This window comes from Oharaeibacter diazotrophicus (assembly GCF_004362745.1).
Taxonomy (GTDB): domain Bacteria; phylum Pseudomonadota; class Alphaproteobacteria; order Rhizobiales; family Pleomorphomonadaceae; genus Oharaeibacter; species Oharaeibacter diazotrophicus.
This window is the reverse complement of record NZ_SNXY01000011.1, coordinates 90915-114048: the sequence shown is the minus strand read 5'-3', so window position 1 is coordinate 114048 and position 23134 is coordinate 90915. Positions and strand designations below refer to the sequence as shown.

The 23134-nt window shown below is 73.0% G+C and carries 20 protein-coding genes; 7 read left to right on the top strand and 13 right to left on the bottom strand.

Translation table 11 applies throughout. From position 1 onward, the window contains the following. Positions 1-217 precede the first annotated feature (217 nt). The 7 genes from EDD54_RS20800 to EDD54_RS20770 all read right to left on the bottom strand — a co-directional run bounded on the left by EDD54_RS20800 (position 218) and on the right by EDD54_RS20770 (position 7476). A complete protein-coding gene (locus EDD54_RS20800) occupies positions 218-1261 on the bottom strand; it encodes a 2,5-dihydroxypyridine 5,6-dioxygenase NicX family protein (protein ID WP_126540510.1) in 1044 nt (347 codons plus the stop codon). Positions 1262-1302: 41 nt separating this feature from the next. Next, positions 1303-1863 carry a flavin reductase family protein gene (locus tag EDD54_RS20795; RefSeq protein ID WP_207620528.1) on the bottom strand — a complete coding sequence of 187 codons (561 nt, stop codon included), beginning with the start codon at positions 1861-1863 and terminating at the stop codon, positions 1303-1305. After that, positions 1860-3149, bottom strand: a complete 1290-nt coding sequence (locus EDD54_RS20790) for an amidase (RefSeq protein ID WP_126540509.1) — start codon at positions 3147-3149, stop codon at positions 1860-1862. Before EDD54_RS20790 ends, EDD54_RS20795 begins: the two co-directional genes overlap by 4 nt. Next, a complete protein-coding gene (locus tag EDD54_RS20785) occupies positions 3146-4603 on the bottom strand; it encodes an amidase (RefSeq protein WP_126540508.1) in 1458 nt (485 codons plus the stop codon). The genes EDD54_RS20790 and EDD54_RS20785 overlap by 4 nt, the downstream gene beginning before the upstream one ends. Next, positions 4603-5016 (bottom strand): nuclear transport factor 2 family protein, encoded by a 414-nt coding sequence (locus tag EDD54_RS20780; RefSeq protein WP_126540507.1) that lies wholly within the window; start codon positions 5014-5016, stop codon positions 4603-4605. Before EDD54_RS20780 ends, EDD54_RS20785 begins: the two co-directional genes overlap by 1 nt. Positions 5017-5089: 73 nt before the next feature. Continuing rightward, positions 5090-6571: a 4-hydroxyphenylacetate 3-hydroxylase N-terminal domain-containing protein gene (locus EDD54_RS20775; RefSeq protein ID WP_126540506.1), complete on the bottom strand. Its 1482-nt coding sequence runs from the start codon at positions 6569-6571 to the stop codon at positions 5090-5092. A gap of 458 nt (positions 6572-7029) precedes the next feature. Beyond that, on the bottom strand, positions 7030-7476 hold the full coding sequence (locus tag EDD54_RS20770; RefSeq protein ID WP_126540505.1) for a hypothetical protein: 447 nt from the start codon (positions 7474-7476) through the stop codon (positions 7030-7032). Between the two features lie 105 nt (positions 7477-7581). On the opposite strand from EDD54_RS20770, the gene EDD54_RS20765 reads away from it, so the two are divergent. From EDD54_RS20765 to EDD54_RS20750, 4 genes are all read left to right on the top strand, one after another. Then, on the top strand, positions 7582-8613 hold the full coding sequence (locus EDD54_RS20765; protein WP_126540504.1) for a putative B6 ABC transporter substrate-binding protein: 1032 nt from the start codon (positions 7582-7584) through the stop codon (positions 8611-8613). A gap of 97 nt (positions 8614-8710) precedes the next feature. Further along, on the top strand, positions 8711-10282 hold the full coding sequence (locus EDD54_RS20760; RefSeq protein ID WP_126540503.1) for a putative B6 ABC transporter ATP-binding protein: 1572 nt from the start codon (positions 8711-8713) through the stop codon (positions 10280-10282). Between the two features lie 17 nt (positions 10283-10299). Then, positions 10300-11364, top strand: coding sequence for a putative B6 ABC transporter permease subunit 2 (locus tag EDD54_RS20755; protein WP_425375008.1), 1065 nt, complete (start codon positions 10300-10302; stop codon positions 11362-11364). Positions 11365-11374: 10 nt separating this feature from the next. After that, entirely contained in the window at positions 11375-12310 is a 936-nt protein-coding gene (locus EDD54_RS20750; protein WP_126540501.1) for a putative B6 ABC transporter permease subunit 1, read from the top strand. A gap of 20 nt (positions 12311-12330) precedes the next feature. On the opposite strand, the gene ppaT is transcribed toward EDD54_RS20750, so the two are convergent. Then, a complete protein-coding gene (ppaT, locus tag EDD54_RS20745) occupies positions 12331-13506 on the bottom strand; it encodes a pyridoxamine--pyruvate transaminase (protein WP_126540500.1) in 1176 nt (391 codons plus the stop codon). Positions 13507-13871: 365 nt separating this feature from the next. Between ppaT and EDD54_RS20740 the strand changes: the two genes are divergently transcribed. The 3 genes from EDD54_RS20740 to EDD54_RS20730 all read left to right on the top strand — a co-directional run bounded on the left by EDD54_RS20740 (position 13872) and on the right by EDD54_RS20730 (position 17483). Next, a complete protein-coding gene (locus tag EDD54_RS20740) occupies positions 13872-14600 on the top strand; it encodes a FadR/GntR family transcriptional regulator (protein ID WP_126540499.1) in 729 nt (242 codons plus the stop codon). Positions 14601-14745: 145 nt separating this feature from the next. Further along, positions 14746-16290, top strand: coding sequence for a GMC family oxidoreductase (locus tag EDD54_RS20735; protein WP_126540498.1), 1545 nt, complete (start codon positions 14746-14748; stop codon positions 16288-16290). Between the two features lie 32 nt (positions 16291-16322). Next, positions 16323-17483, top strand: coding sequence for an MFS transporter (locus EDD54_RS20730; protein WP_166653473.1), 1161 nt, complete (start codon positions 16323-16325; stop codon positions 17481-17483). A gap of 132 nt (positions 17484-17615) precedes the next feature. Here EDD54_RS20730 and EDD54_RS20725 read toward each other — a convergent pair whose 3' ends face one another. From EDD54_RS20725 to EDD54_RS20705, 5 genes are all read right to left on the bottom strand, one after another. Then, positions 17616-18545, bottom strand: coding sequence for a sugar kinase (locus EDD54_RS20725; protein WP_126540496.1), 930 nt, complete (start codon positions 18543-18545; stop codon positions 17616-17618). A gap of 94 nt (positions 18546-18639) precedes the next feature. Next, complete coding sequence (gene glnT / locus EDD54_RS20720) at positions 18640-19947, bottom strand: type III glutamate--ammonia ligase (RefSeq protein ID WP_126540495.1); 1308 nt, start codon at positions 19945-19947, stop codon at positions 18640-18642. A 104-nt stretch (positions 19948-20051) separates the two neighbouring features. Further along, positions 20052-21380, bottom strand: a complete 1329-nt coding sequence (locus tag EDD54_RS20715; RefSeq protein WP_126540494.1) for an FMN-binding glutamate synthase family protein — start codon at positions 21378-21380, stop codon at positions 20052-20054. A gap of 11 nt (positions 21381-21391) precedes the next feature. Further along, a complete protein-coding gene (locus EDD54_RS20710) occupies positions 21392-22078 on the bottom strand; it encodes a GltB/FmdC/FwdC-like GXGXG domain-containing protein (RefSeq protein WP_126540493.1) in 687 nt (228 codons plus the stop codon). 18 nt (positions 22079-22096) lie between these two features. Beyond that, positions 22097-23005, bottom strand: coding sequence for a class II glutamine amidotransferase (locus EDD54_RS20705; protein WP_126540492.1), 909 nt, complete (start codon positions 23003-23005; stop codon positions 22097-22099). Between the last annotated feature and the right edge of the window lie 129 nt (positions 23006-23134).

The following is a 23134-nucleotide window of genomic DNA, read 5'->3' as shown; positions in this document are numbered from 1 at the left end:
GTTCCACCGCCGCGACCTACCCTCCCCCTCGTGGGGAGGGTCGACGACCGAAGGCCGGCGGGGTGGGGTAGCGCCGACGCCCGGCATCGACCCGAGCCGGCGCCCGCCCCTCGAAGAAGCTCATCCCCGAACCGCCGCGCCACCCCACCCCGGCGCTGCGCGCCGACCCTCCCCACGAGGGGAAGGGTAGAAGACGCGGCTCTGCCCCCATCCCCCCTCAAGCCTGATCGGCCGGGATCACCTTGCCCTCGATCGTCATCGGCTCGCCGTCGAGCGACAGCGAACACCCCCGCAGCGGGATGTCCATGTGGCAGGGGGTGTCGCGGGTGCCGCCGGCCTCGGTGTTCGGGCCGCTCGACCACAGGAAATTCCCCCAGAACGAGCGCGCGTCCATCGACAGACCCGCCTCGCGGTCGTAGAGGCCGAGCGTGGTCCAGTGCGCCTTGCGGTGCAGGCCCCAGCCGACGTGGGCCATGGCGTAGGCGTCCGGATCCTGGAAGCTGTCCATGTAGCTCCTGAGATACTCCGCCTCGAAGCCGCCGAGGATCCGCCGGATCCGACCGCCCTCGATCTCGATCCGGATCGGCTCGCGGGCGTAGCGCTTGAACGGCAGCAGGATGTCCCCGGTGTCGATCACGATGACGCCCTCGCAGGAGCCCTCGTTCGGCCAGGTCGCGACGAAGCAGCTCGGCCAGTGGTCCCAGCCGCCCTTGACGTCGACGAAGCCCTGCTGCTTCAGCACCGGGTACTGGCCGAGGGCGCAGCGGAAGTCGGTGCCGGCCTTGGACGTCACCGTCATCGTCTTCGCCTTCGCCAGCCGGGCGGCGCCGGCGGAGGCGCGGCGGCCGTCCTCGGCGGTCGGCTTCATCCGGAGCATCACCTCCGGCGGCTCGCAGGCGAGCAGCATCCGCGCGCCGGTCTTCAGGATCTCCTCCTGCTCCGGGGAGAACAGCAGCATCATCGTGTCGATCACGAGGTCGGAATGTTTCATCGCCTCCAGCGCCGGCAGGTTGCCCTTCAGCGCGGTGTAACCGACGTAGCCCGACTTGTCCCGCGACAGCGCGACGTCGCCGTTGAGCGGCGGCAGCTGCAGGATGGTCAGGATGCCGCCGAGCTGACCGACGGCGATCCGCGCGGTCGAGACCAGCTGCGGGTTGCTGTCGTCGCAGACGAGCAGGGTGACCTGCTCGCCCGGCGTCAGCTTCGACATCAGGAGGACGTCCTTCCACGCCTCCACGAGGGCGAGGTCACTGATGGCCATGGCTGTCGTCTCCCGAAAGACGTCCGGTTGTCGGTTGGTTGTCAGGCGAGCGAGCGGTAGGCCCGGTCGAAGTGGACGAGCGGCGCGCCGCCGGTCCCGAGCCGGACCGCCGCGACCGTCCCGAAGAACACCGTGTGGGTATAGGCCTCGACGGCCTCGGCGATCCGGCAGTCGACGTTGACGAGGGCGCCGTCGAGCGCCGGCGCGCCGGTGGCGAGTTCGCTCCAGTCCCCGCCCGCGAACCGCTCGCCGCCGAAGGCGCCGGCCCGTCCGGCGAAGCGGTCGGCGACCGCGCGGTTGGCCTCGGCCAGCACGTTGACGCAGAACGAGCCGCTCTCGGCGATCGCCCGGTGCGCCTCGCCGGAGCGGTTGACGCAGACGAGCAGCGTCGGCGGCGCGATCGAGACGCTGCAGACCGCGGTGGCGGTCAGACCCCGTGCCGCCGCGCCGCGGCCGGCGGTGATCACCGTGACGGCGCCGGACAGCCGGCCCATCGCGGCCTTGAACAGGTCGACCAGGTCCCCGGTGCCGGGCGCGGCCCCGACCGGCGCGGGCGGCGCCAGGACGTGGCGCGGCGGGAGCGAATCGGCGAGCGTCGTCATGAGGTTGCGTCCTTCAGCGCCGCCTCGGCGAAGGCGGCGGCGGCGAGCGTTTCGGCGTCGCGCCCGAGCCGACCGACCACCTGGACGGCCACCGGCAGCCCGTTCGGCCCGAAGCCGGCCGGCACCGCCAGCGCCGGCCCGTGCAGCAGCGTCCAGACCTTGCAGAACACCGGGTCGCCGGTGGCGCCGAGGCCGGCCGGGGCCTCGCCGGTCGCGGCCGGCGTGAACAGCACGTCGCAATCCCCGATCAGGGCGTCGAGGATGCCGGCACGGTCGGCGATCCGCGCGAGCGCGGCGTCGTAGTCGGCGCGGGTGGTCCGCGCCAGCGTGTCGAGGAAGGCGCGGGTGGGCGGGGCGATCCGGTCGGCGAAGACGGCGCGCTCGTGGGCGAGCGCCCGCGGCGTCTCCCAGCCCATCACCGCGTCGTGGCAGCGGTAGAGTTCCTCGAACCAGTCGGGCACGGCGACTTCGACCACGCTCGCGCCGGCGGCCTCGGCCGCAGCAGCCGCCCGGGCCAGCGCCTCCCGCGTCGCCGGTTCCGCCAAGTCCCAGCGCGAGCTACGGAAAATCCCGATTCGCGGCGGCCGGTCCAGAGCTGCCGCGGCGAGCTTGGGCGCCTCGGCCAGCGCCGCGGTGACCGCCCCGGCGTCGGCGACGGTCCGGGCGATCATGCCGACCGTGTCGAGGCTGTCGGACAGCGCCTTGACCCCGACCCTGACGAGCGTACCGAAGCTCGGCTTGTAGCCGACCGCGCCGCAATAGGCGGCGGGCCGGAGGATCGAGCCGGAGGTCTGGGTGCCGAGCGCAGCGTGCAGCATGCCGGTCCCGACGGCGGCCGCGGACCCGCTCGACGAACCGCCGGGCGTGTGCCCGGGGTTCCAGGGATTGCGCGTCCGCCCGGGGCCCGACATCGCGAACTCGGTCGAGACGGTCTTACCCATCACCACCGCGCCGAGGCTGCGGGCGATCGTCACCACCGGCGCGTCCCAGAGCGGGCGGGCGCCAGCGTAGACCGTGGAGCCGTAGCCGGTCGGAAGGTCGGCGGTCTCGATCACGTCCTTGACGCCCAACGTGATTCCGGCGAGCGGACCGCCGCCGACCGCGGCGGCGGCGGCGCGTACCGCGGCGCGGTCGATCGTCTCGAAGGCGCCGACCGCGTCCTCGCGGGCGTCGATCACGGCGAGGAAGGCCTCGGCGACGGCGCTCGCCGAGAGCGTTCCGGCGTTCACCGCGGCCACCACCGCGTCGACCGAGAGGGCGCGGATCTCCTCGGGGGCGAGCGTCATGGCGTGGCTCCGCGGAACGGCCGGGCCGGGCGGCGATGCGCCCAGGGCCGGGCGCGCTCGATCTCGCCGGCCAGCGAGAACAGGGTGGCGTCGTCGCCGAAGCGGGCGCCGAGGTGGAGGCCGACCGGCAGGCCGGCGGCGGTCTCGCCGAAGGGCACCGCCATCGCGGGCGCGCCGGAGGCGTTAAAGACGGCGGTGAACGGGGCGTGGCCCCAGAAGGCGTCGTAATAGGCGTCGAGCGTGCGGCCGGCGCCGGCGAGCGTGCCGAGCGGCGGCGCCGCGGTCGCGGCAACCGGCGACAACAGCACGTCGAAGCGCTCGAAGAAGCGGCCGAGCGCGCGCGCCGACTGGTGCAGCGTGCCGATCGCGCCGAGATAGGCGGTCGACGGCAGGCCGGCGGCCCAGTCGATCCAGGCGCGGTTGACCGGCTCGATCCAGCCGTCGAGGTCGTCGATGCCGAGGGCGGCGGCGCGGCCGCGCACGCCCGCGAGCACGTTGACCCCGGCGATCACCTTCCAGGCCGCCTTCAGCGCGGCGGCGTCGTAGCCGGCCTCCGTGATCTCGACGTGGTGGCCGAGCCCTTCCAGGAAGCGGGCGCCCTCGGCGACCACCGCGGCGACCTCCGGGTCGATCGGCTCGCCGAGCGGCGCGACCGGCGTATAGCCGATCCTGAGCCGCCGCGGATCGCGCCCGGCGGCGGTGAGGAAGCCGCCGGCACCGGCCGGGACGGCATAGGGATCGCCGACGTCGGGTCCGGCGGTGGCGTCGAGCAGGGCGGCGTTGTCGCGCACGCTCCGCGACAGCGCGTGCGGCGTCGACATGCCGGCGATGCCCTCGACCGCGACCGGCCCGAGCGGGTTCAGCATCCGGCTCGGCTTGAAGCCGAACAGGCCGGTGTGGGACGCCGGCACCCGGGTCGAGCCGGCGCCGTCGGAGGAATTGGCGAGCGGCAGGTAGCCCGCCGCGACCGCCGCCGCCGAACCGCCGGACGAGCCGCCCGGCACCCGCGCAAGGTCCCACGGATTGCGCGACGGCCCGAAGGCCTCGGGTTCGGTGGTGAAGGAGAGCGCGAATTCCGGCGTGTTGGTCTTGGCGAAGATCGCGAGACCGGCGGCGCGGTAGCGCGCCACCAGCGTGGTGTCGCGCGCCGACACCGCGTCGGCGAACAGCCGCGAGCCGGTGGAGAGGATGGTGCCGGCGGCCTCGAAGCCGGTGTTCTTGAGCACGAAGGGCACGCCGGTGAACGGCCCCTCCGGCAGGCCGCGCGCCACCTCGGCGCGGGCGAGGTCGTCGAAGCGGTGGACCAGGGCGTGCAGCGCCGGCTCGTCGGCGTCGGCGCGGGCGATCGCGGTCTCGAGCAGTTCGGCCGCCGACACCGCGCTGGAACGGACCAGGGCGGCGAGGCCGAGCCCGTCGTGGGCGTCGTAGTCGTCGTATCCGATCGGTGCGGCCATCACGCCTCTCCCCGCGCCTGGCGCTTGAAGGCGTCGAGGCTCCAGAAGTCGCGCGTGGCGGAGATCGCGCCGTCGGTGACGTCGATGACGTGGACGCCGTCGAGCCGGATCGGCCGGCCGCGGGTCGGCTGGCCGCCGAGGTCGACGCCGAGGTGGCCGGTGAGGGTGTAGACGACGACGACCGACCCGGTCGCCGCGATCCGCTCGCGCACGTCCCAGTGCGCGTCGGGCATCATGGCGAAGAAGCGCGCGAGCCCCGCCTCGAGCGCCTCGCGGCCCGCGCGCTCCGGCCCGGCGCTGCCCTCGCGGTGCACGGCGTCGGCCGCGTAGAGCGCGGCGGCGGCCGCGGCGTCGCGGGCATTGTGGGCGCGATAGAAGGCGTCCACGAGGTCGTCGGCCGACCCATGGCTCATGGCGGACAGCTCCGGACGGGAGGAACGGACCGCGGCGCCCGTGGAGGCGGGCGCCGCGGATGGGCCGTTCGGCTCAGTCGATATGGGCGAGCGTCTTGACCTGCTGGACGAAGCGCTCGCGCTTGACCTCGTTGTAGAGGCGTTCGCGCAGGCGGGGGGCCGGCGAGGCGTTGACGTTCTCGAACAGGGCGACGCGGCCGGCGAGCGAAGACGCCGTCATGTCCCAGACGAAGTTCATCAGCTGCTCCTTGACCTCGGCCGACACGCCCTTGCCGGGCAGGAGGTCGCGGAGATAGTGGCCGATGTCCGGGTTCTCGAACGCCTTCTTGCCGAAGCGCATCACGAGGCCCTGGCCGCACAGCTCCTGCAGGATGTGGATGATCCTCGGATAGTGCTCGATCGAATAGAGCCGGCCGGCGGTCAGCATGCCGACGTCCGGCGCCATCACCTCGCCCGCGGTCGGCTTGGCCATCGCCTCGGCGGCGGTGACGAAGGCGCGCAGCGTCTGGGCGTACTGGATGATCTCGCCGAGCATGCCCTGGACGGCCGGGATGTGGCCGGTGCCGAGCACGTCGAGCACCAGCTGACCGGCGCCGACGAACAGCTCCGCCTTGACCGCGAGGCGCGTCAGCACGTGCCAGTGCGCGAACACGCAGACCGGCCCGTACCAGCTCATCGCGGTGGGATCGCCGAGGTTGAAGATGCGGTCCTTCGGCACGAAGACGTCGTCGAAGATGATCAGCTGGTCGGCTTCCTCGCCGAGCGCGGCGACCGGATGGTCGAACGGGTCGGCGCCGGGATGGCTGACCATCTCGCGGCTGATCAGGCGGATGCCCTCGGAGGCGATCGGCACCGAGGCCCAGATGCAGGCCTCCGCCGGGGTCTCGCGGATGCCGCCGAGGTTGGTGAAGAAGATCTCGTTGGCCTGGGCCGAGATCGAGCCGACCGTCTTGGCGCCGGAGACGCGGATGCCGCCCTTCTCGACGCTCTTGACCTTGAGCAGCGATGCCTCGGCGCCCTTCGGCGACGAACGGTCGTTCTGCGGGCCGGTCAGGCTCTCGGAGGCGGTCAGGTTGTTGTCGCGGCCGAAGGCGACGTAGGCCTCGATGTTCTCGGCGAAGTCGGGATCGCAGCCCTCGATCAGCGACTTCTTCGCCTTGAAGGCCGGCAGGTGGGCGAGCAGGCCGACGGCGATCGCCGGGGCGAGATCCGGCGGCCGGCCGAAGGTGCCGGCGGTCTTCAGCGAGGTGTACTCGATCATCTTGCGGCGATCGGCGAGGTCCTCCTTCGTGCGGGGAACCTGCCAGGACCGGCTGTAGGTGACGCCGCAGTCGACGTAGGTGGTGGCGTCGGCGAAGGCCGGGTCGAACTGGTCGTCGAACATCGAGGCGACGAGGTCGACGCCGGCCGACAGCGCCGGGTCGTCGAACACCGTGGCGATCCTGGAGCCGTTGACCCACAGGGCGCGCCCGTCGCGCAGCGTCTCCTTGAACTCGGCGCCGGTCTTGAGCCGGTGCCGGGCGGGTTCGTCACGCCTCTGCGTCTGCGCACTCATGTCGGTCTCCCAGGAAACGGCGTCCGCCGGTCCGCACCGCCGCCCTCGGCGTCCCCGAGGGGTGCGGCCGGGCCGCGGCGCATCGGAGATGCCGCGGCGAACCGGTGGATCGATGGAGAGATCCAACCATTAATCGCCCGAATTGGTCAAGGGTCGTTTGTGGGGCGATACGTCGAAGCACCGCACAAAATTACGGCGCCCCACCCGCTGCAGCGCACAATAGTTGCGCCTGAGGAGGGAAGATGAGAAATTTTCGGCAACATTTCCGGAACGGAGACGCTCACCGAATGAGCACTCGATCGCCGGAGGTCGTAGAAACCCCGACGAGCCGTCCCGGCACGTGTTGACCAATTCGGTTGGTTCTGGTTTTTTGGTTGCGACCGGTCGGGCCGTCGCCGACGACCACCGGTGCCGCCGGAGTGATCGCGATGACGGACGCGGGACGGGCGACGGGACGATCATGGGCCGGGCCGCCGGAGGCAGTCCAGGCCCTTTTCGCCGTCCGGCCGGCATTCCACCGCGATCGCCGGTTCGGCGACGCCGGCGCGGTGCTCCAGGAGGATGCGGCGGCCGGTGCTGACGTCGGCGCCGGCGGCGCCGCACCACAGCGAGGCCACCGGCATCCGGTCCTGGTGGATGTTGAGGACGTAGACGGCGCCGTTGGCCGGATCCGACCACAGCGTCGTCTCGACCGCCCCGCCCGGTTCGGCGGTGCCGATCGCGGCCGAGTACCAGTGCGCGGTCGCCGCGCCGCAGGCGATGGGACGCGAGGTCCCGTTGACTGCCCGGAACGGGACTGCGACGAGACCGTCGGTGCCGCGCTCGACCACCATGACCTCCTCGGCCGTGGCCGGTGCGGCGGCGAGGAGTACGACGGCCAGGATGGACACGGTCGACTTGGTCATGACGCTGATTTTCTCCAAACTTCCCAGAACAATATAAGGGAAGCACAACAAGAATAATCGAACAAGCCAGTACGGAACAAGCATAAGCAAGCGGGGATCAACGAAATGAAGCGGTTTCTTCTTGGAAGCGTGGCGCTGATCATGGCCGCGACCGCGTCGGTCGCCAATGCCGCGGAGATCGCGTCGATCGCGATCCTGACGCCGGAGGCCGGCACCGACTACGGCTGGAACCAGCAGGGCGTCGACGCGGCCAAGGCCGCCGCCGCCGCCGCCGGCATCGAGGCGATCGTCGCCGAGAATCTCGGCTACGGCGACGTCCGTCCGACCCTGCGCGAGCTCGGCGAGGACGGCGCCGGCCTCCTGATCGCCCACGCCTCGGGCTACAACACCGCCGCGCCCGAGATCGGCGCCGAGCTGAAGATCCCGGTCGCCATCGTCGACCGTCCGGACGCGCTCGCCGCCGGCGCCGTCGCCGACTACACCTGCTCGGGCCACGAGGGCGCCTATCTCGCCGGCCGTCTCGCCGCCAAGATGAGCCGCACCGGCACCGTCGGCATCGTGGTCTCCGGCGAGCCGCCGTCGTGGAACGCCCAGTCGGTCGCCTTCGCCGAGGGCGCCAAGGCCGAGAAGGCCGACGTCACCGTGCGCTACGCCGTGATCGGACCGGCCGCCTATTCCGACGCCGCCGGCGGCAAGCGCGTCACCGAGGCCCTGATCGCGGCCGGCGCCGACATCATCTTCGGCCAGGGCAACGGCTCGTCCTTCGGCATGCTGCAGGCGATCGAGACCGGCAAGGCCACCGACGGCGGCAAGGTCTACTTCATCGACGTCATCGGCGACAAGACGCCGATCGACAAGGGCAACCTGCTCTCGTCCGTGGTCTGGGACCTGACGCCGGTGTATTCGGCGATGATCGACGACGTGAAGGCCGACAAGTTCGGCAGCCGCAACTACGGCATCAAGCTCGCCGACGACAGCGTCAAGCTGCTGAAGACGAAGCAGATCCCCGACGACGTCTGGGCCGAGATCATGAAGATCCGCCAGGACGTCGTCGACGGCAAGATCGCGCTCACCCCGAAGTTCGACGCCGACAGCGTCCACGCCGTGGTGACCCAGCTCGCCGTCGCCGCCCAGTGACGGGCCGCGCCCGGGCCGCCGCGGCGGCCCGGGCGCACCGTCCGTGTCCCGCGGGGACACCCCCCGCGTCATCCAGGATCGTTGCGACCGCCCGCCCATGAGCGCCCTCGCCTCCCACGACCACGACGCTCCCGCCGCGACCGAGCCGGTCGTCGTGCTCGACCACGTCACCAAACGCTTTCCCGGCGTCGTCGCCAACGACGGCGTGACCGTCGCGATCCACCCGGGCGAGGTCCACGTGCTGCTCGGCGAGAACGGCGCCGGCAAGTCGACCCTTGTCGGCATGCTCTCCGGCATCCAGACCCCCGACGAGGGCGGCATCCTGGTCGGCGGCCACGAGGTCTCGATCGACACGCCCGCCCGCGCGCTGGCACTCGGCATCGGCACCGTGTTCCAGCACGCCATGCTGGTGCCCTCGCTGACCGTCGCCGAGAACGTCGCGCTCGGCGGCCCCGCGCTGGTCCGCCCCGATCGCCGGCGCATCGCCGAGGACCTCCGGCGCGCCGCCGCCGAGATCGGCGTCTCGGTCGACCCGGACGCGCCGGTCGGCTCGCTCTCGCTCGGCGAGCAGCAGCAGGTCGAGATCGTCCGGGCGGTGATGCGCCAGAGCCGCGTCCTGATCCTCGACGAGGCCACCGCCATGCTGACGCCCAAGGGCGCCGAGGAGCTCGGCGGCCTGATGCGACGCCTGGTCGCCCGCGGCATGGCCGTCGTCTTCATCACCCACAAGCTCAACGAGGCGCTCGCCTACTGCGACCGCATCTCGGTGCTCCGCCTCGGCCGCAAGGTCGGCGCCATCGGCCCGGAGGCGCTGAAGGCGATGGGCCCGAAGGCCGCCACCGCAGAGATCGTCCGGCTGATGTTCGGCTCCTCCGCCGCCGTCGCCGCCGGCGACGCCCGCCCGGCCCGTACCGTTCCCGCCGGCCCCGCGGTGCTCGCGGTCGAGGGCCTCTCGGTGCCCGACGACGCCGTGCCGGTCGAGGCCGTGACGCTCGCGGTCGCCGCGGGCGAGATCCTCGGCATCGCCGGCATCGACGGCAACGGCCAGAAGCAGTTCGCCGAGGCCCTCGCCGGCCAGCGCCGGCAGACGTCCGGCCGCGTCCTCCTCGACGGCCGACCGATCGACGCGCTTCCCGTCGGCGAACGCCGCAAGGCCGGCCTTCGCTACGTCACCGACGACCGCCTGCACGAGGGCACCGTCGGCGGCTTCCCGGTGGCGCTCAACCTCGTGCTGAAGCAGATCGGCGACGAGCCGTTCTGGACCCGCGGCGTCGAGCGGCCGGCGACGATCGCCGACCACGCCCGCCGCCTCGTCTCCGCCTTCGACGTCCGCACGCCCGGCATCGAGACGCCGGTCGGCAAGCTCTCCGGCGGCAACATCCAGAAGGCGCTGCTCGCCCGCGAGCTCTCGGGCGCGGCGCGTGCGGTGATCTTCGCCAAGCCGACCTACGGCCTCGACGTCCAGAACATCCGCGCCACGCGCCAGCGCATCCGTGACGCCGCCGACGGCGGGCTCGCGGTGATCCTGATCTCCACCGACCTCGAGGAGATCCTCGAACTCTCCGACCGCATCGCCGTGATGGACCGCGGCCGCATCGTCGGGATCGTCGACAACGGGCCGGACGCCCGCCTCGCCGTCGGCGAGATGATGAGCGGAGTGGCGGCATGAGCTCGGAGAGCGCCCGGATGACGACCTCGCCGCCGCACCTGCCGCGCCCGCGGCTCGGCCCCCACCTGCACCGGCTCGCCACCGTCGTCGGCCCGGTGCTCGCCGCCCTGGTGCTGGCCGGCCTCGTGCTGCTCGCCCTCGGCGTCGACCCGCTCGCCTACTACGGCACCGTGGTCCAGCGCGGCCTGCTGTCGCCGACCGGCCTGCAGGCCTCGCTGACCCGGATGGCGCCGCTGCTGCTGATCGCCGCCGGCCTGATCGTCGCCTTCCGCGCCGGCATCTGGAACCTCGGCGGCGACGGCCAGTTCCTGCTCGGCGCCGTCGTGGTCGCGGCCCTCGGACCGGCGCTGGTCGGCACCATCGGCGTCTGGCCGACGCTGGTCGCCTGCCTCGTCGTCGGCGCCGCGGTCGGCGCGGTCTGGTCTGTGCTTCCGGCCCTGCTCAAGGCCGGCCAGGGCGTCAACGAGATCATCACCACGCTGATGATGACCTTCCTCGGCGTCTCCTTCGCCAACGTGCTGGTCAAGCTCGCCTTCCGCGATCCCGGCACCACGGTGCCGCAGACCCGCACCCTCGACGTCGCGGACCGGCTGCCGCGCCTGTTCGACACCACGGTGTCGTCGGGCCTCCTGATCGGCCTCGTCGCCGTGATCGGCGTCCACCTCCTGATGACCCGCACCGCCTTCGGCCTGAAGCTGCGCGTCGTCGGCGCCAACACCCGCGCCGCGGTCCACGCCGGCCTGTCGGTGCCGAAACTGACCGTGGCGGTGTTCGCGATCTCCGCGGCGCTGTCCGGCCTCGCAGGCGCCGTCGAGATCCTCGGCGTCCAGGGCAACGTGCGCGCCGACTGGAACCCGGCCTACAGCCTGACCGTGGTGCCGCTGGTCTTCCTCGCCCGCTTCAACGGCTTCGCCACCATCGCCTTCGTGTTCCTGTTCTCGGTGCTGTCGATCGGCGGCGAGAGCGCGGCGCGGCGGCTCGGCGTGCCCAACTACTTCACCCTCGTGGTGGTGGCGATCCTCCTGGTCCTGCTCGGCCTCGCCGAGTATCTCGACCAGCGCCGCCGCCTCGCCGGCAAGTGAGGACGGACCCATGGACGCGCTCTTCACCGAGGTCTTCCTCACCTCCCTGGTCCTCGGCGCCGTCACCGCCGGCATCCCGCTGATGCTGGCCGGCATCGGCGAGCAGATCTCCGAGAAGGCCGGCGTGCTCAACATCGGCATCGAGGGCATGATGCTGGTCGGCGCCTACACCGGCTTCCTCGCCGCCTACGGCACCGGCTCGTTCTGGCTCGGCTTCCTCGCCGGCGCGCTCGGCGGCCTCGCGGTCGCCGCCGCCATGGCGTTCTTCTGCGTCCGGCTCGGCCTCAGCCAGATCGTGATCGGCATCGCGCTCACCCTCGGCGCCGAGGGCATGACCGCACTCCTGCACCATTTCCAGTTTTCGCAGAGCTATCCGCGCCTCGACGCCGTCGCGACGCTGCCGATCCCCGGCCTGTCGGCGCTGCCGGTGATCGGCCCGGCGCTGTTCGACCGGCCGCCGATGGTCTACCTCGCCGTCGCGGTGGTGGTCGCGACCGCGCTGGTGTTCCGCTTCACCAACCTCGGCCTCGCGCTGCAGGCCGCCGGCGACAAGCCGGCCGCCCTCGACGCCGCCGGCGTCGACGTCGCCGCGGTGCGCACCGGCGCGGTGCTCGCCACCGGTGCCCTCGCCGGCCTCGGCGGCGCCTTCATGGCGGAGGTCGGCGCCGGCATCTTCGTGCCCTTCATGACCAACGGCGCCGGTTTCATCGGCATCGTGCTGGCGATGCTCGCCCGCGGCAATCCCTTCTACGTGCTGACCGGCGCGCTGATCTTCGGCGCCTGCCTTTCGGCCACCACCGCGCTCCAGGTCGCCGGCGTCGACGTGCCGACCGACGTGATCCAGATGCTGCCCTTCGCCGCCGTGCTGGCGCTGCTGGTGGTGTTCGGCCGCCGCGCCAGCCTGCCGCCGGCGCTCGGCTCGCACTACGTGCGGGGGGCGCGATGACCCCCCGCCCGCGCCCGGCCTCAGCCGGCGTCGATCGAGGCCAGCGCCGCGGCGACGCCCGCCCCGACGTCGACCGGCCGGCCGAAGGCGGCGAGCGTGCCGCCGAAGGCCGCCACCGCGGTCACCGCGTGGATCGGCTGGGCGGTCGGGCCCATGTGGCCGATGCGGGTGAGCCGGCCGAGGGTGGCGCCGCGGCCGGACGACAGCACGACGCCGTAGCGCGCGCGAACGGCGGCCCGGAGCGCCGCCTCGTCGACGCCGTCCGGCGTGCGCACGGCGGTCGCGGTCGGCGAGGCGAAGCGCTCGTCCTTCGCCCAGAGCTCGAGCCCCATCGCCCGGATGCCGGCGCGGCAGGCGCGCGCGGTGGCGGCGTGGCGGGCGAACACCCGCTCGGCGCCCTCGGCGAGGAAATGGTCGACCGCCGCCTCGAGGCCGTTGATCTCGGCGACCGACGGGGTGAACGGGAACGGCCGGTCGGCGCGCCAGGCGTCCTCCCAGTCGAGGATCGACAGGATCGAATCGCGCGGGGCGGCCGGGTTGGCCTTCATCTTCGCCCAGGCCTTTGCCGAGACGCCGACGATCGACAGCGCCGGCGGGCAGCCGAGGCACTTGTTCGGGCCGGTGACGAAGATGTCGGCGTGGGCGGACGCCGCGTCGACCGGCATGCCGCCGAAGGACGACACCGCGTCGACCAGGAAGAGCGCACCGTGGCGGGCGACGATGGCGCCGATCTCGGCGACCGGGTTGATCGTACCCGACGGGGTGTCGTGGTGGCAGAGCGCGACCACGGTTACGTCGGGCCGCGCCTTCAGCGCCGCCTCGACCATCGCCGGGTCGATCACCTCGTCGTAGGGCACGGCGAGTTCGACGATCTCGGCGCCGGAGCGCGCGGCCCAACCCTCGAAGCCCTTGGCGTAGACGCCGGCGACGAGGTTCAGAACCACGTCCTTCGCCCCGATCGCCGAGGCGGCCGCGGCCTCCAGCGCCAGCACCGGCTCGCCCTGCAGCAGCACGGGCACCGTCTCGGACTTCACGATCTCGCCGAGCTTGCGGCAGACGCGCTCGTAGGTCGCCTGGAAGGCCGGATCGTAGTCGTAGAGCACCGGCGCCGCGAGGCCGCGCAGGACGGCCGGATAGGCGTCGACCGGGCCGGTGGTCAGCGTCAGGACGGGCGGATCGGAAGGCGCGTAGGGCATCTCGTTCCTCTCTTCGGCTGGGGATCCCGTCCGGACGACCGCGGCCGGGGTCTCGACCAATTCCCGACCGTTATGCTAAGAATGGTTGGAACTTGTCAATTCGCCGCGCCCGGAGCCGACGGAATTCCACCGTCGCGGGTGACGTCGGCGCGACGACGCTGCGGATGCCGACGGTCGCGGACGGCGGAAACCGGCGCGTGGCCGACCCGCGGCGCCGGCGGCCGGGGCGGGTCGAACCATCTCGACCATACCCCGACCAATGGTGTATCGGGGTGCCGCGCCGCGGCGGGTCGCGGGACGGCAGGCGGACGAGGACACGCGACGGTGCCGTTCGGGCGGTCGCCGGCGCAAACGGGAGCAGGCCCTTGAGCTCGATCGACACCACGGCGGACAAGACCGCGCGCAAGGGGCGCAAGCCCGGCGCCGGCAACGGCTCCGGTCCGGTCGACGCCGGCCTCGAGGACCTGCTCGAGGCGCTGCGATCGATCCTGGCGCGCGACGGCACCATGCCGCCCGAGCGCACCGTGGCCGAGGAGCTCAGCGTCAAGCGCCACACCCTGCGCCGCGCCCTCGGCGTCATGCGCTCGCTCGGCGAGTTGGAGCCGGCCCGCGCCGGCCGCCGCGCCGCGCCGCAGCCGGTGGCCGGCGCCGCGCTGATCAACTCCACCAACCCGCTGGAGGTGATGGAGCTCCGCCTCGTGCTCGAGCCCGCCCTCGCCCGCCTCGCCGCGCTGCGCGCCTCGCCGGCCGAGATCGAGCGGATCCGCCGGGCGGCCTCGACCACGCCGGGCACCGACCCCAACGCCGCCGACATCGCCTTCCACCGGGCGATCGCCGCCGGCTCGCGCAACAGCCTCGCCTCCGAGCTCTACGTCATCCTGCACCGGGTCGCGAGCGACGGCCGGCTGCGCTACACCGACAGCGACGCCAGCCTCGTACCCGAGCGCGTGCGGATGCGCGACGCCGAGCACGGCGTGATCGCCGACGCCATCGCCGCGCGCGACCCCGACGGCGCCGAGCGGGCGATGTACCAGCACCTCGTCGCGATCCAGCAGAAGATCATGGGCCGCCTCTCCCCCGGCAGCGCCTATTGAAACGCAGGCCCGCGAAGAAGCGGGCCGGCGATCCCGAACACCCGTCCCCGCCCGAGCGCGGGACCTCTACGTGGCGGCCGCCGGGCCGCCGGCGGCGGGCGTGCTCGTCCGTCGCCGCCCCGGTCGCGGAACGAGGAAGCAAGCGATGGACCGTTCGTTCGACGTGCTGATCGTGGGCGCCGGCTCGGCCGGCTCGGTGCTGGCGTGGCGGCTGTCGGAGGAGCCGGGCCTCAGGGTCGGCGTGCTCGAGGCCGGCGGCCATCCCGACGACCCCGACATCGCGATCCCGCAGAAATGGCCGGTTCTGCAGGACCGGCCCTACGACTGGGCCTACCGCACCCTGCCCCAGGCCGGCACCGCCGGCCGCGTCCACCCCTGGCCGCGCGGGCGGCTCGTCGGCGGCTCGAGCTGCATCCACGCCATGGCCCACGTCCGCGGCCACGCCGACGACTTCGCGCCCTGGGCCGAGGCGACCGGTTCGGACGCCTGGTCCCACGCCGGGTTGCTGCCGTCGTTCCGGCGCATCGAGGCCTTCTCGGGCGGCGCCTCGGCGCAGCACGGCGGCGACGGTCCGCTGCCGGTGTGGCTGCCGGACGCCGAACTGGCGCCGGTGGTGCGCGCCTACATGGCCGCCGGCCTCGCCCGCGGCGTGCCGCACATCGGCGAGCACAACGGCGGCCCGCTGAAGGGCGTCGCCGCCAACAGCCTGACGATCCGCGACGGCCGCCGCGTCAGCGCCGCCGACGCCTTCCTGGTGCCGGTGCTGGGCCGGCCGAATCTCACCCTCGTCACCGGCGTCCGCGTTCACCGCCTCGCCTTCGACGGCGACCGCGTCACCGGCGTCGAGGCCGAGGTCGACGGCCGGCCCGCGCGCTTCTCGGCCGGGACGGTGCTGCTCGCCGCCGGCGCGGTGGCGAGCCCGCTGCTGCTGATGCGCTCCGGCGTCGGGCCCGCCGCGGATCTTTCCCGCGCCGGCATCCCGGTCCGGCTCGACCGCGCCGGCGTCGGCGACAACCTCCACGACCACATGTTGACGGCCGGCAACGTCTACCGCGCCCGCCGCCCGGTGCCGCCGTCGCGGCTGCAACATTCGGAATCGCTGATGTATCTCGACGCCGACGATCCCACGCGCGCCGACGGCGCGCCCTCGGTGGTGCTCGGCTGCGTCGCCGCGCCGACCACCTCCGAGCGGCTGGCTCCGGTCGACTACGGCACCGGCTTCACCATCCTCTCCGGCGTCACCCACCCGACCAGCCGCGGCCGGCTGACGGTGACCGGCCCCGGCCTCGACGACGCCCCTTCGATCGATCCGGCCTATTTCACCACCGACCACGACCGCGAGCTCGGCGTCCGCGCCCTCGAACTCGCCCGCGAGATCGGCGCCGCGCCGGAACTCGCCGACTGGCGGGCCGAGGAGATCCATCCCGGCCCCGCCGTCCGCGGCCGTGCGGCCCTCGCCGCCTTCGTCGCCGAGGCCTCGATCACCCACCACCACCCGGTCGGCACCTGCCGCATGGGCGCCGACGCCGACGCCGTGGTCGACGCACGGCTGAAGGTAAACGGCCTCGACGGCCTCCACGTCGTCGATGCCTCGGTGATCCCGTCCATCACCTCCGGCCCCGTCCACGCCGCGGTGCTCGCGATCGCCGACCGCTTCGCCGGCGACTTCCTCGCCGCGGGGCGGGGATGAGCGGGGCCGGCGGGCCGGCGGGATCGTCGGGCGTGCTCGCGACGCTGGCCTCGACCACGGCGGTCCAGGTCGTCACCAGCGCCACCGTGCTGGCGCTCACGGTGCTGGCGCCGGAGATCCAGGCGGCGACCGGCATCGCCGCCGGCTGGGTCGGCTACCAGGTCAGCCTGATCTACGCCGCCGGCGCCGCCTCCTCCGCCCTCGCCGGCTCGGTGATCGCCCGCTTCGGCGCGGGCCGGGTCGAGGCGATCGTGCTCGCCTGCCTGTTCGTCGGCCTTGCCGCGGTCCTCGCCGGCTCGACGGCGGCGATCGCGCTCGGCTCGCTGGTGGTCGGCATCGGCCACGGCCTCAACAACCCGGCGTCGTCGCAGCTGCTGCACCGGGTGACGCCGGCGCCGCGGCGCAACCTCGTCTTCTCCGTCAAGCAGACCGGCGTTCCGGTCGGCGGCATCGCCGCCACGCTCGCCCTGCCGGCGACCGCCGCGCTCGGCGACTGGCGCGGCGGCCTCGTCGCGCTGATGGCGCTCCACGTCGGCCTCGCCCTGCCCTTCCTCGGCCCGCACGGCCGCACCCCGGCCGACGCGACCGTAGCTCCGGCGCCGGTGCTCGCCCGGATGCGCGCGGAACAGGCGGTGCTGTGGGCGAGCCGGCCGCTCCGGGCGCTGGCCGCGATCGGCTTCCTGTTCTCCGCGACCCAGCTCGGCATCTCCGCCTTCGTGGTGGTGATGCTGCACGAGGCCGGCGGCCTCTCCCTCGCGGAGGCCGGCGCCCACGCCGCGCTCGTCCACGGCGCCGGCGTCGTCGGCCGCGTCGGCTGGGGCTGGCTCGCCGACCGCACCGGCTCCGGCTTCGGCGTGCTCGCGGCGGTCGGTGCGCTGTGCGGCCTCGCCGCCGGGACGGCCATGGTCTGGCCGGCACTGCCGCCGATGCTCGGTATCGCCGACCTCGCCCTGTTCGGCGCCACCGCGATCGGCTGGAACGGCGTTCTGCTCGCCGAGACCGCGCGCGCCGCCCCGCGCGGGGCGGTCGGCGCCGCCACCGGATCGGTGCTGGTGTTCGTCTTCCTCGGCGCCATCGTCGGCCCGAGCGCGGTCGGCCTCGCCTATGCGGGCCTTTCCGACCGCTTCCTCGCCATGGGGGTGCTCGCCGCCTTCTCGTTCGCGGGTGCCGCGGTGGCGTGGCGGCTGCGCTGACCCCTCGTACCGGTCTCGCAAACTCCCGACTCGTCGGAAGTTTGCGAGGCTTCGGCCATCCGGCCGGCGCCCGGTCGGGCGCTCCTCGCCCGCAATGCTCCGACCACGGGTCGGACCTTTGCGAGCTCGGTATCAGGCCCCGGCCGCGACGGCGGCGAGCGCGTCGAGCCCGATCAGGGCGCCGCGGCTGCGGATGATCCGGGCGGCGACGCGGTGGCCGAGCAGGGCCGCCTCGACGGGGGACCGGCCCGCGAGGCGGGCGGCGAGATAGCCGGCGTTGAAGCCGTCGCCGGCGCCGGTGGTGTCGACGGCGTCGTCGACCCGCTCGGCCGGGTGCGACGTGAGCCCGCCGTCGGCGAACAGCGTCGCAGGATCGGCGCCGTCCTTGACCACGACCTCCGGCACGCCGAGGGCTGCGATCCGTCGGGCAGTCGCCTCGGGGCTCCGGTCGCCGAAGAGGTCGCGCTCGTCGGGATGGGTCGGCAGCGCGATGGTGGCGGCGCGGTAGCCGTCGGAGAGGCCGGCGCGGGCGGCGTCGGCGTCCGGCCACAGCCGCAGCCGCACGTTGGCGTCGAAGGCGATCACGGCGCCGCGGGCGCGGGCGTCGGCGAGGGCCGTGAACAGGGTGGGACGGTCCTCCGGCGGCAGGATCGCGAGGGTGATGCCCGAGAAATACACCATGTCGGCGTCGGCGAGCGCGGCCTCGAGCGCACCGCGGTCGGCGGCGAGCCGACGCGCGGCGGCGGCGTCGCGCCAATAGGAGAAGCTGCGTTCGGCCCCCTGCAGCGTGATCATGTAGAGCCCGACCGTGCGGACGGGATCGCGGCCGACGTGGGCGGTGTCGATCCCGGCGGCGGCGGCGAAGCGGACCATCTCGTCGGAGAGCGCGTCGGTGCCGACCCGGCTGACGTAGCGCACCGACACCGCGTCGTCGGGCGAAAGCCCGCGGACGCCCCAGGCGGTGTTGAGCGTGTCGCCGGCGAAGCCGCGCCGGTAGAGGCCGTCGCCGGCGCCCGACAGTTCCACCATGCACTCGCCGATGCTCGCGAAGACCTTCGCCACCCCGTCGCTCCCGATCCGTCCGTCCCGACGGCGGAGCGGACCGGAGCGCGGCCGCTTCGTCAAGCCCGAACGTGGCGACAGCGGAGGTGGAGCCTCACACGTCGAGCGTGGTCTCGTGCTCCCAGGCGGTGAAGTGGCCGCAGTAGGAGGTCCACTCGCCGTGGCGGAGCTTGAGATAGGCGGCGGAGAAGGCGGCGCCGAGGCTTTCGCGCAGGCCGACGTCCGCTTCGTAGGCGCGCAGCGCGTCGAGGAGGTTCAACGGCAGCTTCGGCGCACCGATCGCCTTGTGACCCTCGGCGTACATGTCGAGGTCGGAATGCGGGCCGGGATCTGCGCCGGTGGCGAGGCCGTCGAGCCCGGCGGCGACGATCGCGGCCTGGAGCAGGTAGGGGTTGGCGGCGCCGTCGGGCAGGCGCAGCTCGAAGCGGCCGGGCCCGGGCACGCGCACCATGTGGGTACGGTTGTTGCCGGTCCAGGTCACGGTGTTCGGCGACCAGGTCGCACCCGAGATCGTGCGCGGGGCGTTGATGCGCTTGTAGGAGTTCACCGTCGGGTTGGTGATCGCCGCGAGCGCGGGGGCGTGCGCCATGATGCCGCCGAGGAAGGCGCGGCCGGCGGCGGCGAGCCCGAAGGGCGCGTCGCGGTCGGCGAAGACGTTGGTGGTGCCGGCGAGGTCCCACACCGAGACGTGGCAGTGACAGCCGTTGCCGGTCAGGCCCTTGAACGGCTTCGGCATGAAGGTGGCGCGCAGGCCGTGCTTCTCGGAGACCGACTTCACCATGAACTTGAAGAAGGAGTGCCGGTCGGCGGTGACGAGGGCGTCGTCGAAGGCCCAGTTCATCTCGAACTGGCCGTTCGCGTCCTCGTGGTCGTTCTGGTAGGGCTTCCAGCCGAGCGCCAGCATGTGGTCGCAGATCTCGGCGATGACGTCGTAGCGGCGCAACAGCGCCTGCTGGTCGTAGCAGGGCTTTTCCGCGGTGTCGTGGCGGTCGGAGATCTCCGAACCGTCGGCCGAGATCAGGAAGAACTCGGCCTCGACGCCGGTCTTCACGCGGTATCCCGCCGCCGCCGCCCGCTCGACCTGACGCTTCAGCACCACGCGCGGCGCCTGCTCGACCGGCTCGCCCTCCATGACGCAGTCGGCGGCGACCCAGGCGACCTCGGGCTTCCACGGCAGTTGGATCACCGAGGCGGGATCGGGCACGGCGAAGAGGTCGGGGTGAGCCGGCGTCAGGTCGAGCCAGGTGGCGAAGCCGGCGAAACCGGCGCCCTCGACCTGCATCTCGGCGATCGCCTGGGCCGGCACCAGCTTGGCGCGCTGGGCCCCGAACAGGTCGGTGTAGGAGATCATGAAATACTTGACGCCGCGCTCGGCGGCGAAGGCGGAAAGGTCGATCGTCATGCCGTCCCCCTCGCGCCGGCCGGGGCTCCGGCGCGGCGTCGTCGCGATGTGCCTTGCAAGTTCCGTGCATCCGTCGCCGGCAGGGCCGATCGGACGGGTCCCCGTCAGAAACCCCCGCGGCCCGGGATCCAGTCGGTGCCGGCGAGCGGCACGCCGGCCATCGCCGCCGCCTCGAGGGTGAGGGCGACGAGGTCCTCGGGCTCGAGGTTGTGGACGTGGTTGTGGCCGCAGGCGCGGGCGATGGTCTGGGCCTCCAGCGTCATCACCTTCAGGTAGTTGGCGAGGCGCCGGCCGGCCGCGACCGGATCGAGCCGCGCCGCCAGCTCCGGATCCTGGGTGGTGATGCCGGCGGGGTCGCGACCCTCGTGCCAGTCGTCGTAGGCGCCGGCGGTGGTACCGAGCGCCTCGTACTCGGCCTGCCACTTCGGGTCGTTGTCGCCGATCGCGACCAGGGCGGCGGTTCCGATCGAGACCGCGTCGGCGCCGAGCGCCAGCGCCTTGGCGACGTCGGCGCCGGAGCGGACGCCGCCCGAGACCACCAGCTGCACCGTGCGGTGCAGGCCGAGGTCCTGCAGCGCCTTCACCGCCGGGCGGATGCAGGCGAGCGTCGGCTGGCCGACGTGCTCGATGAAGACGTCCTGGGTCGCCGCGGTGCCGCCCTGCATGCCGTCGAGCACGACGACGTCCGCGCCGGCCTTGGCGGCGAGGGCGGTGTCGTAATAGGGCCGCGCGCCACCGATCTTGACGTAGATCGGCTTTTCCCAGTCGGTGAGTTCGCGCAGCTCGAAGATCTTGATCTCGAGGTCGTCCGGTCCGGTCCAGTCGGGATGGCGGCAGGCCGAGCGCTGGTCGATGCCCTTCGGCAGCGTGCGCATCTCGGCGACGCGGTCGGAGATCTTCTGGCCGAGCAGCATGCCGCCGCCGCCGGGCTTGGCGCCCTGGCCGACCACCACCTCGATGGCGTCGGCACGGCGCAGGTCGCGCGGGTTCATGCCGTAGCGCGACGGCAGATACTGGTAGACCAGGACCTTCGAGTGGCCGCGCTCCTCCTCGGTCATGCCGCCGTCGCCGGTGGTGGTCGAGGTGCCGGCGAGGCTGGCGCCGCGGCCGAGCGCCTCCTTGGCGTTGGCCGACAGCGAACCGAAGCTCATGCCCGCGATGGTGATCGGGATCTTCAGCGTGATCGGCTTCTTCGCGAAGCGGGAGCCGAGGGTGACGGTGGTGTCGCAGCGCTCGCGGTAACCCTCGAGCGGATAGCGCGAGATCGACGCGCCGAGGAACAGGAGGTCGTCGAAATGCGGCACCCGGCGCTTGGTGCCGCCGCCGCGGATGTCGTAGATGCCGGTCGCCGCGGCGCGGCGGATCTCGGCGAGGGTGTGGTCGTCGAAGGTGGCGGACTTGCGCGGCGGGGTCGGGGGATTGCGGTAGCTCATCGCACGGACCTTCAGTAGGCGTCGACGTTGTCGATGTCGAAGCTGTAGAGCCGGCGCGCCGAGCCGTAGCGGCGGAACTCGGCCGGCGAGACGCCCCGGGCGCCGGCCCGGGCGAGCAGATCCTCGAGGATCGCCACGTGCTCGGGCCGCATCTCCTTCTCGACGCAGTCGGCGCCGAGGCTCTTGACCGTGCCGCGCACGAACAGGCGGGCCTCGTAGAGGCTGTCGCCGAGCGCCTCGCCGGCGTCGCCGAGCACCACGAGGTTGCCCGACTGCGCCATGAAGGCCGACATGTGCCCGACGCTGCCGTGGACGACGATGTCGATGCCCTTCATCGAGATGCCGCAGCGCGAGGCGGCGTTGCCCTTAACCACCAGCAGCCCGCCGCGGCCGGTGGCGCCGGCGTATTGCGAGGCATCGCCCTCGACCACCACCGTGCCGGACATCATGTTCTCCGCTACGCCGGGCCCGGCCGAGCCGTGGACGGTGACGCTCGCCTCGGCGTTCATGCCGGCGCAGTAGTAGCCGACCGAGCCGTGCACCGCGATCGTCACCGGCGCATCGGCGCCGACGGCGACCGCGTGGGCGCCGCGCGGGTTGAGCACCTCGAAGCGGGTGTCGTTGGAACCGGGGCCGACCGCGTGCAGCGCCTCGTTGAGGGCCCTGAGCGGCGTGGCGGCGAGATCGAACGTCGGCATGGCGGTCCTCGTGGCCGGTCAGGCGGCGCGGGCGTGGTCCCAGAAGTAGACGGTGGCCGGCTCCGGCTCCCACACCCGGGCGGTCTCGATGCCGGGCAGCCCGGCGAGGGCGCGGTATTCGGAGCCGAAGGCGACGTAGGCGTCGGTCTCGGCCATCACCGCGGGCTTGCAGGCGATCGGGTCGCGCAGCACGCCGAAGCCGGAGCGGGTGCCGACCACGAAGGTGAAGAAGCCGTCGAGGTCGGCGAGCGCGCCCGCGAGCGCGGCGCCGAGGTCGCGCCCGCCGGCCATGGCGTCGGTGAGATAGGCGGCTGCGACCTCGCTGTCGTTCTCGGTCTCGAAGCGGGCCCCGCGGTGGCGGAGCACCCGGCGGACGTTGTTGTGGTTGGAGAGCGAGCCGTTGTGGACGAGGCACTGGTCGGGCCCGGTCGAGAACGGGTGGGCGCCGAGCGTCGTCACCGCCGATTCCGTCGCCATCCGGGTGTGGCCGATGCCGTGGGTGCCGGCCATGGCGGCGACGCCGAAGCGGCGCACCACGTCGGCGGGTTTGCCGACCTCCTTGAAGATCTCGACCGCCGCGCCGACGCCCATGACCCGGACCTCGGGCGCGACCGTCGTCAGCGCGGCGCGCACCGCCGCGGCGGCGTCCTCGGCCACGGTCAGCACGCCGTGGGTGTCGCGGCGGGCGATCTCGACGGCGCTCCCGGTGGCGGCGGCGAGGGCTTCGGCGAGGCCGGGGAAGTCGCGCGCGGGGGCCGGCGACTGCACGGTGATCTTGGTCCGGCCCGGCGTCTCGGCGCCGTAGATGGCGATGCCGGCGGAGTCCGGCCCGCGGTCGGTCATCGTCACCAGCATCTCGGAGAGGAGCCGCCCGAGGTCCGGGCGGAGCGCCTCGTCCTTCAGGAACAGCCCGACGATCCCGCACATGGCCGACGCCTCCATCCTGTCGCGATGACGGGACGATAGCGCCGTCGGCGCGGCGGCATCAACTGGAAAGAATAAAAGTTTCCTGCGAATGAATGTGCAATCTGCCCGATCCTTGTGCAGACGCCTGGA